Raw genomic sequence first — 13808 nt, 5'->3', positions numbered from 1 at the left:
TTACGCGCTCAACAGTTGCTTCATGTCTTCTTCAACAGTGGTGATAGAACGCAGGCCGAATTTCTCGTTCAGCACCGCCAGCAGGTCTGGTGTCAGGAAACCAGGTGCAGTCGGGCCGGTGACGATATTTTTCACACCCAGAGAAAGCAGCGTCAGCAGAATGACAATGGCTTTCTGTTCAAACCAGGAGAGCACCAGCGACAGCGGCAGATCGTTCACCCCACAGCCCAGTTTTTCTGCCAGAGTGACAGCCAGAATAATCGCTGAGTAAGCATCGTTACACTGACCAGCATCCACCAGACGCGGCAGACCTTCGATATCGCCAAACTCAAGTTTGTTAAAGCGATATTTACCACAGGCGAGGGTCAGGATCAGGCAGTCATCCGGCACGCTGGTGGCGAAATCGGTGAAGTAGTGACGCTCGCCGCGTGCGCCGTCACAGCCACCAAGCAGGAAGATATGACGCAGTTTTTCACGGCTCACCAGATCAATCAGCGTATCTGCTGCGCCAAGCAGCGTCTGGCGACCAAAGCCCACGGTGATCAGGTGCGGAATTTCGCTGTACGGGAAGCCCGCCATTTGTTGCGCCTGGGCAATGACCGCAGAGAAATCTTCGCCATCCAGATGACGCACGCCCGGCCAGCCAACGATGCTGCGGGTCCAGATACGATCGTCATAAGCCCCTACGGTTGGATCGATGATGCAGTTCGAAGTCATCACGATAGGGCCAGGGAAACGAGCGAACTCCACTTGCTGATTCTGCCAGCCGCTGCCGTAGTTACCGACCAGATGCTTGAATTTACGCAGCTCCGGGTAGCCGTGGGCAGGCAGCATTTCGCCGTGGGTGTAGACATTAACGCCCGTGCCTTCGGTCTGTTCCAGCAGGTTGTAGAGATCTTTGAGATCGTGACCGGAAATCAGAATGCATTTACCCGCCGTCGCTTTGACGTTGACCTGAGTTGGCGTCGGGTGACCGTATTTACCGGTTTCGCCTGCATCCAGAATGCTCATCACTTTGAAGTTCATCTGGCCGATTTCCATTGAACACTCAAGAAGCGCGTTCATATCGGCAGGCCAGGTCCCCAGCCACGCCATGATTTTATGGTACTGGGCATAAATATCGTTGTCGTATTGACCGAGAACGTGGGCGTGTTCCATATAGGCCGCCGCACCTTTCAGGCCATACAGGCACAGCAGACGCAGGCCGAGAATGTTTTCGCCAATCGCCGCTTTATCTTTGTTAGGGGTAAATTCTGCTGCCTGACGTTGCAGTTCGCCGAGATCGTCGCTCACCAGTTGCAGGTCAGCCATCGGGTTATCGACGCAGGCGTTGGCATCTACAGCCAGGCATTGTGCTTTCAGCGCCTCGCGCAGGGCAATCGCTTCACGAGCGTAGCCGACAATACGCGGAGAATCGAAGTTAACGTTGGTCAGGGTTGAGAAAAATGCGCGAGGCGCGAAGCTGTCTACATCGTGGTTGATAATGCCGTATTCACGCGCTTTTACAGCCCAGGCAGAAAGCCCTTGCAGCGCCGCGATGAGTAAATCCTGAAGGTCAGAGGTTTCCGCCGTTTTACCACACATCCCCTGCGCGTATGAGCAGCCGTTTCCTGCCGGAGTACGGATAGTTTGTTCACATTGCACACAAAACATGATCACACCTTTTAAAGTTATATTTAATATACATGTTTAAGGTTAAGACGCTTAACGCGGGGATAAAAGGGATTTTTCATGCAACTTTAAGGGAGATTGATTTAGCGCAATTTTGGCGGCAGGGATCTACCGCCAGAGAGGTATTATGCGGAGAAAAAGGCGATGAGGATCGGCACTAACAGGCTGAGAATAAAACCGTGAACAATCGCTGCCGGGACCATATCCAGCCCACCTGTACGCTGAAGAACGGGCAGGGTGAAATCCATTGATGTGGCACCGCATAAGCCCAGTGCAGTAGAGCGGCTACGGCGAATCAGGCCAGGGATCAACATAATGGCGATCAACTCACGCGCTAAATCATTGAAGAACGCCGCGCTCCCGATTACCGGACCAAAAGATTCGGTCAACAAAATACCGGAAAGAGAATACCAGCCGAAACCGGAGGCCATTGCCAGCGCGGTATTGATGGGGAGATCAAGAATAAAGGCGTTAATTAAACCGCCAATTAATGAACTGGCAACCACCACCACGGCGACAATCATTCCCCGGCGATTAAGGACAATCTGCTTTAAGGTCATGCCATTGTTACGCAGCTGAATACCGACGAGGAAAAGTAACAGAATTAACGTGTATTCGCTGGCTTCGGTAGCGTGCTGTAAAAAACCTAATCCGCTAAGGCCAATAGCAAAACCAATCACCACGACGCCACACAGTTTCAGCGATTCCAGTGCCATCGCAATACGCGACGGCAATTTCTCTTGCTGGTGGCTATTGCGCCACGGCAAACCGCGTTCCAGCCACAGCAAGGCGACAATATTGCACAGTAAAATAATGGTAATACTGACAGCGGAATAATGCAGAATCGCCAACAGGTTACTGGCGAGATTATCGAGAAACGCCAGACTGATACCCATAAAAAAGAGAATGAGATAAACCATCCAGCTTAATAGCTGATTAATGCGTTTTAACGCAGCTTTTTGGCGAAGCGGAATGAGGTAACCCACAATCAGGGGAACCAGAATGATTAACAGCCCAGAAAACATGAAAACCCAGTCCTTGCAAAGAAGAAGTCGAAATGCGCGATGACACACTACTGAAAGCGGAAGGACGAGTAAAGTTGCAATTAAAAGGAAATGTTATGCATAAGGATCGGTAGGGTATTCGTTTTCATTTAAAGATATTCTTTCTCTTTAATTACAAACCGCACCGGTGTTGGTGGCGTCAAAATCGCCGAGGCGTTCCCTGAAGGCCGGGGCAGCCCACATGGATGTGGGCTGAGGGCGCGTTTTACAGGGATGTTACCTCGCGCCCGACCCGGTAGCCGTAAGGGATAAGCCGAGGGTACCGCGCAGCGGCGATTTTGTTCGCCAGAGCCCGGGGGTGCAGGGGGCGGCGGCGATTGGCCGCCCCCTGCGCGCTCCTTGCGTCAGTGGCAATATGTGGCTTAGCTCATGAAAGGAGCGCAACAAGATGATAAACCAACATATAACAACATCTTAAAAAAAAGGCCTGACATTGCGCCAGGCCTTCTGCGTTAATTAATCACGCTTTTCCAGCAGGGTCCGGTAAATCAGACCACCGATAATACCGCCGACAATTGGCACTACCCAGAAGAACCACAGCTGTTCTAACGCCCAGCCGCCCTGGAAGATGGCAACTGCGGTGCTGCGCGCCGGGTTAACGGAAGTGTTAGTCACCGGAATACTGATTAAGTGAATCAAGGTTAACGCCAGACCAATCGCGATCGGCGCAAAGCCTGCCGGCGCGTATTTGTCAGTTGCACCGTGGATCACCAGCAAGAAACCGGCACTCAATACCAGTTCAACCACCAGTGCAGAAAGCATGGAATAGCCGCCCGGTGAATGCTCGCCATAACCGTTAGAAGCAAAGCCGCTGGCCGCTGCGTCAAACCCAGCTTTACCGCTGGCGATTAAATACAGCAGTGCCGCCGCAACAATACCGCCGACAACCTGGGCTACCACGTAACCAACGACTTCTTTTGCCGGGAAACGGCCACCAGCCCATAAACCAATAGTGACCGCCGGGTTAAAGTGGCCACCGGAGATATGACCGACAGCGAAGGCCATCGTCAGTACAGTCAAACCAAACGCCAGCGCGACACCGGCAAAGCCAATGCCTAATTCCGGGAACGCTGCCGCCAGCACGGCGCTACCGCAGCCACCAAATACAAGCCAGAAAGTACCAAAACATTCAGCTGCTAATTTTCTGAACATATCCACCTCAATTAAAAATTGACCCTGTGAAAAATATGGTCGTTTTATAGGGTCGTCGTAAAAAATGACGACAGAAATAATGCATCGGTATTTTAAAAACGAAGTCGAGCCATTCGCCAGATAAATAAATCCAGTAATTTTGATTTAGGGCAACAGTAAGTTCCCCCATATAGTCATTTGCCTGATTGACAGTGTAGTGCAAACGGCTGAAATAAGCCTTTGGAGGTAATAAAAATAATTTACAAGGTTAATTATTTGATTTTATTGTTTTTTAATGAGAGACAACATGAAGACGTATAACACAATTATTCGCTCATTTTTCAGACATTTGCCATGCTTAATTGTGATGTCATCACGTATTGTCTCGGCCTTTCCCGTTATACTGCCAGAGTAAAGGATGAGTAACATATTTCTGGAGGGGATATGATTCTTGAGCGCGTTGAAATTGTGGGCTTTCGCGGTATCAACCGATTGTCATTGATGCTGGAGCAAAACAACGTCCTGATTGGGGAGAACGCGTGGGGTAAATCCAGCTTGCTGGACGCCTTAACCCTGCTGTTATCACCAGAGTCAGATCTCTACCATTTTGAACGCGATGATTTCTGGTTTCCGCCAGGTGATATTAATGGTCGGGAACACCATCTGCATATCATTCTGACTTTTCGCGAATCGCTGCCTGGACGGCATCGTGTACGCCGTTATCGCCCGCTTGAAGCATGCTGGACGCCCTGTACTGATGGTTATCACCGCATTTTTTATCGCCTGGAAGGGGAAAGTGCGGAAGACGGTAGCGTGATGACGTTACGCAGCTTTCTTGATAAAGACGGTCATCCGATTGATGTCGAAGATATTAACGATCAGGCGCGTCATCTGGTGCGTTTAATGCCGGTTCTGCGTTTGCGCGACGCCCGTTTTATGCGCCGCATTCGCAATGGAACTGTACCAAATGTACCCAATGTGGAAGTCACCGCGCGCCAGTTGGATTTTCTCGCCCGCGAGTTATCCTCGCACCCGCAAAATCTCTCCGATGGGCAGATTCGCCAGGGGCTTTCGGCAATGGTGCAACTGCTTGAGCATTATTTCTCGGAGCAAGGGGCCGGGCAGGCGAGATATCGCTTAATGCGTCGGCGAGCCAGCAATGAGCAACGGAGCTGGCGTTACCTCGATATCATCAACCGGATGATTGACAGGCCAGGGGGGCGTTCGTATCGGGTCATTTTACTCGGCCTGTTTGCCACTTTATTGCAGGCAAAAGGGACATTGCGACTGGATAAAGACGCGCGTCCGTTATTGCTAATTGAAGATCCAGAAACCCGCCTGCATCCGATTATGCTTTCCGTTGCCTGGCATCTGTTGAATCTTTTGCCTTTACAACGTATTGCTACCACCAACTCTGGCGAGCTGCTTTCGTTAACTCCAGTGGAACATGTTTGCCGCCTGGTGCGTGAATCTTCTCGTGTTGCCGCCTGGCGTCTGGGGCCAAGTGGCTTGAGCACCGAAGACAGCCGCCGCATCTCTTTTCACATTCGTTTTAATCGTCCGTCATCGCTGTTTGCGCGCTGCTGGTTGCTGGTGGAAGGGGAAACAGAAACCTGGGTTATCAACGAACTGGCGCGCCAGTGTGGACACCATTTCGATGCCGAAGGGATTAAGGTCATTGAGTTTGCCCAGTCCGGGCTAAAACCACTGGTGAAATTTGCCCGGCGGATGGGGATTGAGTGGCATGTGCTGGTCGATGGCGATGAAGCCGGGAAGAAATATGCCGCAACGGTGCGCAGCCTGCTGAATAACGATCGCGAAGCTGAACGTGAACATTTGACAACGTTACCGGCGCTGGATATGGAACATTTTATGTATCGCCAGGGGTTTTCCGACGTGTTCCATCGCGTGGCGCAGATCCCGGAAAACGTGCCGATGAATTTGCGCAAAATTATTTCAAAAGCGATCCATCGCTCTTCCAAGCCCGACCTTGCCATTGAAGTGGCAATGGAGGCCGGACGTCGTGGTGTGGACTCCGTACCGACGCTGCTGAAAAAAATGTTCTCACGCGTGCTGTGGCTGGCGCGCGGTCGGGCTGATTAACCGCAAAACATCCTTGCCATCTGCGGCTGAATAGCGTCAAGCATCTCGTAGCGTCGACGGTATTCAGCCCGCTTTTTGCTGGCGATATCCGCAATCTCTTTTCGCGCTATTCGATTGGGAAGCCGATAATGCCGCTCGGCATCGCATTCGCCACCAACCGATTCCCAGAACGCGTTATAGTCAGCATGGATTTTTCCTTCCTTATCGCGATAACGCAGGCTGCGGTAAATATGTGTTTCATTGCTGACAGCAATAATTTGTTCGACCTGTAAGCGTTGGGCGAAGAGGCAGACCGCTTCCATCACGAGTCGTTTGGGAAATAGCCCGTGGCAGGCTTTCGTTGCATTCTGGATCTGTTGGTGTGGAATTTCCCATTTCGCACCTTGCAGCCCGCCTATAAATAACGTCCTTTTCCCCTGATACTCACACAGTGTAAATGTGATCTCCGCCAGAGGAATACCTTCGCTGTTGCGGAACAGAATTGTGCTGTCACCTTCCTTATCCATTGAGATCATCATGGTCAGTTCAAGCGTGAACTGCTCGCCGTTTTTTCCTTCCAGCTTCGCAAGTTGCAGTCCCGGGGTGTTCAAATATAAGCTGAACTCTTCCGCCGACATGCACGCGCGCAGCAATGCATAATGGTAACGTAACGCCTCCAGCAATTGCTTACGGGTCATATTCACGGCAAGGTAAGGACGATGCAGGCGAACCGGCAGGCGCGGCTGACGCGTTAACAGCGTTCTGAGATTAGGCCAGTGGGAGAGTTCGTTCATCCACTCAACGCTTAAACGCGGCATAATCAAAGAGCGCAGCAAAAATTTCTGGCGAAACCGACGGCGATGCCAGAATTTACCCGGCCGCCACTGACCCCCTGCCAGATTAAGGAAAAGAGACATGCTGCTAAGAGATTCAGATGGTGTAAATGCTCGTTCAGTGATCTGAGACATATTCATAAAATCAATGATTATACGTAACACCGATTTCACCATCGGGCATCTTAACCAAACATCAATCGTATAATTACTAACGTAAATTTTCGGTTTTTGTTGATGTTTCGTTGAAGTTGGCAGCCCCGTACGCGCATATGGAGCATTCAGAGTATTTATGAAAAAGCGAAAAAACCTTAAGAAGCGTTACGCTATTGCGCTGGTGATAGTCATCGCTGCGCTGATTGCGTTGTGGAGAACACTCAACGCGCCCGTGCCGACTTATCAGACATTGATTGTCCGCCCCGGTGATTTGCAGCAAAGCGTGCTGGCGACTGGAAAGCTGGACGCGCTGCGTAAGGTTGATGTGGGCGCGCAGGTCAGCGGTCAGTTGAAAACGCTGTCGGTGGCGATTGGCGATAAAGTAAAAAAAGACCAGCTTTTAGGGGTTATTGATCCTGAACAGGCTGAAAACCAGATCAAGGAAGTGGAAGCGACACTGATGGAGCTGCGTGCGCAAAGGCAACAGGCAGAAGCAGAACTGAAACTGGCACGGGTGACATACTCACGCCAGCAACGACTGGCGCAAACGCAGGCGGTTTCGCAACAGGATCTTGACACCGCAGCGACGGAGATGGCAGTTAAACAGGCGCAAATAGGTACTATCGATGCGCAAATCAAACGGAATCAGGCGTCACTCGACACGGCGAAAACGAATCTCGATTACACCCGCATCGTTGCCCCGATGGCTGGGGAAGTTACGCAAATCACCACTCTGCAAGGGCAGACGGTGATTGCCGCGCAACAAGCGCCAAACATTCTGACGCTGGCAGATATGAGTACCATGCTGGTAAAAGCGCAGGTGTCGGAAGCGGATGTCATTCACCTGAAACCCGGTCAAAAAGCCTGGTTCACCGTGCTTGGCGATCCGCTGACGCGCTACGAGGGGCAGATTAAAGATGTGCTGCCGACGCCAGAAAAGGTCAACGACGCCATTTTCTACTACGCCCGTTTTGAAGTGCCAAACCCCAATGGTTTACTGCGCCTGGATATGACTGCGCAAGTCCACATTCAACTCACTGATGTGAAAAACGTACTCACCATTCCGTTGTCAGCACTGGGGGATTCGGTTGGCGATAACCGTTATAAAATCAAACTGCTGCGTAATGGCGAAATACGCGAGCGCGAAGTGACGATTGGCGCGCGCAACGACACCGATGTTGAGATTGTCAAAGGTCTGGAAGCGGGTGATGAAGTGGTGATTGGTGAGGCCAAACCAGGAGCTGCACAATGACGCCCTTGCTCGAACTAAAGGATATTCGCCGTAGCTATCCTGCTGGAGACGAGCTGGTTGAGGTGCTAAAGGGCATCAGCCTGGATATTTATGCAGGTGAGATGGTGGCCATTGTCGGTGCTTCGGGCTCCGGTAAATCGACCCTGATGAATATTCTCGGCTGCCTGGATAAGGCCACCAGCGGCACCTATCGCGTCGCCGGTCAGGATGTTGCCACGCTGGACGCCGATGCGCTGGCGCAACTGCGCCGCGAGCATTTCGGCTTTATTTTCCAGCGTTACCATTTGCTTTCGCATTTAACCGCCGAGCAGAACGTTGAAGTACCCGCCGTCTATGCCGGTCTTGAGCGGAAACAGCGGCTGCTTCGCGCCCAGGAGTTACTGCAACGACTGGGGCTGGAAGACCGTACAGAGTATTACCCGGCACAGCTTTCGGGTGGCCAGCAGCAGCGTGTCAGTATTGCTCGTGCGTTAATGAACGGTGGGCAGGTGATCCTCGCCGATGAACCTACCGGCGCACTGGACAGCCATTCTGGCGAAGAGGTGATGGCGATATTGCATCAGTTGCGCGATCGTGGGCACACGGTGATTATCGTTACCCACGATCCACAGGTTGCGGCTCAGGCGGAGCGGGTAATCGAAATTCGTGACGGCGAAATTGTGCGTAATCCTCCCGCCATTGAAAAGGTGAATACCGCCACGGGGACAGAATCGATAGTCAAAACGGCGTCTGGCTGGCGGCAGTTTGTCAGCGGTTTTAACGAGGCGCTGACGATGGCATGGCGGGCGCTGGCAGCGAATAAAATGCGCACCTTACTGACCATGCTGGGGATTATTATCGGTATTGCGTCGGTGGTTTCCATTGTCGTGGTGGGCGACGCCGCCAAACAAATGGTGCTGGCGGATATTCGTTCTATTGGTACGAATACTATTGATGTCTATCCCGGGAAAGATTTTGGCGATGACGATCCGCAATATCAGCAGGCGCTAAAGTACGACGACTTAATCGCCATCCAAAAACAACCGTGGGTCGCCTCTGCCACGCCCGCCGTCTCGCAAAACCTTCGCCTGCGTTATAACAATGTTGATGTTGCCGCCAGCGCCAACGGTGTGAGCGGCGATTATTTCAATGTCTACGGCATGACCTTCAGCGAAGGGAATACCTTTAATCAGGAGCAACTGAACGGCCGCGCACAGGTGGTGGTTCTCGACAGTAACACCCGCCGCCAGCTTTTCCCGCATAAGGCCGATGTGGTTGGTGAGGTCATTCTGGTTGGTAATATGCCTGCGAGAGTCATCGGCGTGGCGGAAGAAAAACAGTCGATGTTTGGTAGCAGTAAAGTGCTGCGTGTCTGGTTGCCTTACAGCACCATGTCCGGGCGGGTTATGGGGCAGTCGTGGCTGAACTCCATCACTGTAAGAGTAAAAGAAGGCTATGACAGCACCGAAGCGGAACAACAACTCACCCGTTTGTTGTCGCTGCGTCATGGCAAAAAAGACTTCTTTACCTGGAACATGGACGGCGTCTTGAAAACAGTCGAAAAAACCACACGTACTTTACAACTGTTTCTGACGCTGGTGGCGGTGATTTCGCTGGTGGTAGGCGGCATTGGCGTTATGAATATTATGCTGGTGTCAGTAACGGAGCGGACGCGGGAAATTGGTATTCGCATGGCCGTTGGCGCGCGTGCCAGCGACGTTCTGCAACAATTTCTGATTGAAGCCGTGCTGGTTTGCCTGGTGGGCGGCGCGATGGGGATAATGCTGTCGCTGTTAATTGCCTTCACCCTACAGCTTTTTTTACCCGGCTGGGAGATAGGCTTTTCTCCACTTGCGTTGCTGCTGGCGTTTTTATGCTCAACCGTTACGGGCATTTTATTTGGCTGGCTACCTGCACGAAATGCGGCACGGCTGGATCCAGTGGATGCTTTGGCGCGAGAGTGATTTTTGAGATAAAAATGCCAGCCGATCGGGCTGGCATTTTGCCTTTAGGATGTACACAATGAGACAGAAGAGCTATGCGACTGCTACTTCTACTTCGACGGGCACAATAACACTGGCGTGATTGCCTTTTGGCCCTTGGTGGACATCAAACTGAACGGGTTGTCCAGCTTTTAGCGTTCTGTAACCATCCATCTGGATGGTGGAATAATGAGCGAAAATATCTTCGCCACCGCCTTCAGGACAGATGAAACCGAACCCTTTGGCATTGTTGAACCACTTAACAGTACCCTTTTCCATGCTTCGACATCCTTCGCAAATCTTATACAAGTAAGATGGAATAAACCGGGGTCAGAGAGGGGGCAGTTCAAAACCTCGCCAACTCTTGAAATACAATTTAGAGAAATGGGGCGAGTCGTCAAGCGTTTGACAGGGGCCAGGGGGTAGGTATGCATCAAAAATTTGAAGCAGTTAACGCTATTGACAGTAATGTCACTGATGTCGCTTATACCAACGATAGATGATAATTATCTATCATGTGGAGTAGATTGGTCAGGCAAATACGCTCTTGTCAGCGGCAGAGCGTTCTGCCGGTAACCGTAACCGAAGATGATAACTGACAATGGGTAAAACGAACGACTGGCTGGACTTTGATCAACTGGCGGAAGAAAAAGTTCGCGACGCGCTAAAACCGCCATCTATGTATAAAGTGATATTAGTCAATGATGATTACACTCCAATGGAGTTTGTTATTGACGTGTTACAAAAATTCTTTTCTTATGATGTAGAACGTGCAACGCAATTGATGCTTGCTGTTCACTACCAGGGGAAGGCCATTTGCGGAGTCTTTACCGCTGAGGTTGCAGAAACCAAAGTGGCGATGGTGAACAAGTACGCAAGGGAGAACGAGCATCCATTGCTGTGTACGCTGGAAAAAGCCTGAATGCAGGTATAAAAATTGGGGGAGGTGCCTATGCTCAATCAAGAACTGGAACTCAGTTTAAACATGGCTTTCGCCAGAGCGCGCGAGCACCGTCATGAGTTTATGACCGTCGAGCACTTGTTACTGGCATTGCTCAGTAACCCATCGGCCCGGGAGGCGCTGGAAGCGTGCTCCGTGGACCTGGTTGCGCTCCGTCAGGAACTGGAAGCCTTTATTGAACAAACCACACCTGTTCTGCCCGCCAGTGAAGAGGAGCGCGACACGCAGCCGACCTTGAGTTTTCAGCGTGTATTGCAGCGTGCAGTCTTCCATGTTCAGTCCTCCGGTCGCAGTGAGGTTACCGGTGCGAATGTTCTGGTCGCTATCTTTAGCGAACAGGAGTCGCAGGCGGCGTATCTGTTGCGCAAACATGAAGTCAGCCGTCTTGATGTGGTGAACTTTATTTCTCATGGCACGCGTAAAGACGAGCCATCTCAGTCTTCTGAACCAGGAAACCAGCCGAGCAGTGAAGAACAAGCTGGTGGGGAGGACCGTATGGAGAATTTCACGACTAACCTGAACCAGCTTGCACGCGTGGGCGGAATTGACCCGCTGATTGGTCGTGAGAAGGAACTGGAGCGCGCCATTCAGGTTCTCTGCCGCCGCCGTAAAAACAACCCGCTGCTGGTTGGGGAGTCTGGCGTCGGTAAAACGGCGATTGCTGAAGGTCTTGCCTGGCGAATTGTTCAGGGCGATGTACCGGAAATCATGGCTGACTGTACGATTTACTCTCTCGATATCGGCTCCCTGTTAGCAGGCACCAAATATCGCGGCGACTTTGAAAAACGTTTTAAAGCGTTGCTCAAGCAGCTGGAACAGGATACTAACAGCATCCTGTTTATCGATGAGATCCATACCATCATTGGAGCGGGCGCAGCGTCTGGCGGGCAGGTAGATGCAGCCAACCTGATCAAACCGTTGCTCTCCAGCGGTAAAATTCGCGTGATTGGTTCGACGACCTATCAGGAGTTCAGCAACATTTTCGAGAAAGACCGTGCTCTGGCGCGTCGCTTCCAGAAAATCGATATTACTGAACCGTCTATCGAAGAAACTGTGCAAATCATCAATGGCCTGAAACCGAAGTACGAAGCGCACCACGATGTGCGTTATACCGCGAAAGCGGTGCGTGCGGCGGTGGAGCTGGCGGTGAAATACATTAACGATCGTCATCTGCCGGACAAAGCGATTGACGTTATCGACGAAGCGGGCGCTCGCGCACGTTTGATGCCGGTAAGCAAGCGCAAGAAAACGGTGAATGTGGCGGATATCGAGTCCGTGGTAGCCCGTATTGCACGTATCCCTGAGAAGAGCGTTTCTCAGAGTGACCGCGATACGCTGAAAAACCTTGGCGATCGCCTGAAAATGCTGGTCTTCGGTCAGGATAAAGCCATTGAAGCGCTTACCGAGGCCATCAAGATGGCGCGTGCGGGTTTAGGTCACGAACATAAACCAGTTGGTTCATTCCTGTTTGCTGGTCCAACCGGGGTCGGGAAAACCGAGGTGACGGTACAGCTTTCGAAAGCACTGGGTATTGAGCTTCTGCGCTTTGATATGTCCGAGTATATGGAACGCCATACCGTCAGCCGTCTGATTGGTGCGCCTCCAGGATACGTTGGTTTTGATCAGGGCGGTCTGCTGACCGATGCGGTCATCAAGCATCCGCATGCGGTGCTGCTGCTGGACGAAATCGAGAAAGCGCATCCGGACGTATTCAACATTCTGTTGCAGGTGATGGACAACGGCACGCTGACCGATAACAACGGGCGCAAGGCCGATTTCCGTAACGTGGTACTGGTGATGACCACCAACGCCGGGGTGCGTGAAACCGAGCGTAAATCCATTGGTCTTATTCAGCAGGATAACAGCACCGATGCGATGGAAGAGATCAAGAAGATCTTTACGCCGGAGTTCCGTAACCGTCTCGACAACATTATCTGGTTCGATCATCTCTCTACAGACGTGATCCACCAGGTGGTTGATAAGTTTATCGTCGAGTTGCAGGTTCAGTTGGATCAGAAAGGTGTTTCTCTGGAAGTGAGCCAGGAAGCGCGTAACTGGCTGGCTGAGAAAGGTTACGACCGGGCGATGGGCGCACGTCCGATGGCACGTGTGATTCAGGATAACCTGAAAAAACCGCTCGCCAACGAACTGCTGTTTGGCTCGCTGGTGGATGGTGGCCAGGTGACAGTCGCGCTGGATAAAGAGAAAAATGAGCTGACCTACGGGTTCCAGAGTGCACAAAAGCATAAACCGGAAGCCGCGCATTAATCAGATTGTTAAGTAGGTTGGTGAAGTCCGTAATCTCGTCAGGGGTTACGGACTTTTTGTTTATGGGGTGGAGGAAGTTCAGACCCTTTTTTTGATGATGATGGTAAGTTGTTGATAATTAGTGCTGCTGGAAGGTAAGGATAAAAAAAGGGTGGCAGCAGGAAAATGAGATGGTTTTGCTTTATTAACAACGGGCTAAATGTGTAGTATTTGAGTTCACTGCCGTACAGGCAGCTTAGAAAACCAGCGAGATACAAAAACACACGGCCACAACGTTCACTGCCGTACAGGCAGCTTAGAAACTTGCTTAATCGTACCACTATACGCGCACAAAGTTCACTGCCGTACAGGCAGCTTAGAAATGTTCTCAAACGCGAAAATATACGCGCTGGTTGTTCACTGCCGTACAGGCAGCTTAGAAAAGATTTG

The 13808-nt window shown here is 51.4% G+C and carries 11 protein-coding genes and 1 CRISPR repeat array; of the genes, 6 read left to right on the top strand and 5 right to left on the bottom strand.

Annotated elements, in window-relative coordinates:
* The 3 genes from hcp to aqpZ all read right to left on the bottom strand — a co-directional run bounded on the left by hcp (window position 1) and on the right by aqpZ (window position 3887).
* The gene (gene hcp, locus FFT88_RS22225) at window positions 1-1653 is read right to left on the bottom strand and encodes a hydroxylamine reductase (protein WP_130258197.1); all 1653 of its coding nucleotides are present in this window, start codon (window positions 1651-1653) and stop codon (window positions 1-3) included.
* Window positions 1654-1796: 143 nt separating this feature from the next.
* On the bottom strand, window positions 1797-2696 hold the full coding sequence (gene lysO / locus FFT88_RS22220) for an L-lysine exporter LysO (protein WP_130205245.1): 900 nt from the start codon (window positions 2694-2696) through the stop codon (window positions 1797-1799).
* Window positions 2697-3191: 495 nt separating this feature from the next.
* Window positions 3192-3887, bottom strand: coding sequence for an aquaporin Z (gene aqpZ, locus FFT88_RS22215; protein WP_130215654.1), 696 nt, complete (start codon window positions 3885-3887; stop codon window positions 3192-3194).
* A gap of 423 nt (window positions 3888-4310) precedes the next feature.
* Here aqpZ and FFT88_RS22210 point away from each other — a divergent pair, with 423 nt between their 5' ends.
* Window positions 4311-5969, top strand: coding sequence for an ATP-dependent endonuclease (locus FFT88_RS22210; protein ID WP_130215656.1), 1659 nt, complete (start codon window positions 4311-4313; stop codon window positions 5967-5969).
* On the opposite strand, the gene FFT88_RS22205 is transcribed toward FFT88_RS22210, so the two are convergent.
* A complete protein-coding gene (locus FFT88_RS22205) occupies window positions 5966-6922 on the bottom strand; it encodes a VirK/YbjX family protein (RefSeq protein WP_135405780.1) in 957 nt (318 codons plus the stop codon). The two genes, FFT88_RS22210 and FFT88_RS22205, sit on opposite strands and share 4 nt — an antisense overlap.
* 151 nt (window positions 6923-7073) lie before the next feature.
* On the opposite strand from FFT88_RS22205, the gene macA reads away from it, so the two are divergent.
* Both macA and macB read left to right on the top strand, forming a co-directional pair.
* Window positions 7074-8189 (top strand): macrolide transporter subunit MacA, encoded by a 1116-nt coding sequence (macA, locus tag FFT88_RS22200; protein WP_130215658.1) that lies wholly within the window; start codon window positions 7074-7076, stop codon window positions 8187-8189.
* The gene (macB, locus tag FFT88_RS22195) at window positions 8186-10132 is read left to right on the top strand and encodes a macrolide ABC transporter ATP-binding protein/permease MacB (RefSeq protein WP_135405725.1); all 1947 of its coding nucleotides are present in this window, start codon (window positions 8186-8188) and stop codon (window positions 10130-10132) included. Before macA ends, macB begins: the two co-directional genes overlap by 4 nt.
* A gap of 72 nt (window positions 10133-10204) precedes the next feature.
* Here macB and cspD read toward each other — a convergent pair whose 3' ends face one another.
* Window positions 10205-10429 carry a cold shock-like protein CspD gene (gene cspD, locus FFT88_RS22190; protein WP_064530179.1) on the bottom strand — a complete coding sequence of 75 codons (225 nt, stop codon included), beginning with the start codon at window positions 10427-10429 and terminating at the stop codon, window positions 10205-10207.
* 149 nt (window positions 10430-10578) lie between these two features.
* Between cspD and FFT88_RS25705 the strand changes: the two genes are divergently transcribed.
* The 3 genes from FFT88_RS25705 (at window position 10579) to clpA (ending at window position 13379) form a co-directional block, all read left to right on the top strand.
* Window positions 10579-10653, top strand: a complete 75-nt coding sequence (locus tag FFT88_RS25705; RefSeq protein WP_214251107.1) for a hypothetical protein — start codon at window positions 10579-10581, stop codon at window positions 10651-10653.
* Between the two features lie 98 nt (window positions 10654-10751).
* Window positions 10752-11072 (top strand): ATP-dependent Clp protease adapter ClpS, encoded by a 321-nt coding sequence (gene clpS, locus FFT88_RS22185; RefSeq protein ID WP_000520781.1) that lies wholly within the window; start codon window positions 10752-10754, stop codon window positions 11070-11072.
* Between the two features lie 30 nt (window positions 11073-11102).
* On the top strand, window positions 11103-13379 hold the full coding sequence (gene clpA / locus FFT88_RS22180) for an ATP-dependent Clp protease ATP-binding subunit ClpA (RefSeq protein ID WP_130205255.1): 2277 nt from the start codon (window positions 11103-11105) through the stop codon (window positions 13377-13379).
* Between the two features lie 214 nt (window positions 13380-13593).
* A CRISPR array of direct repeats spans window positions 13594-13801; the repeat unit is 28 nt; unit sequence GTTCACTGCCGTACAGGCAGCTTAGAAA.
* Window positions 13802-13808: the final 7 nt, after the last annotated feature.

Source organism: Escherichia sp. E4930 (genome assembly GCF_005845405.1).
GTDB lineage: Bacteria > Pseudomonadota > Gammaproteobacteria > Enterobacterales > Enterobacteriaceae > Escherichia.
This window is presented reverse-complemented; position numbering and strand designations above follow the sequence as displayed.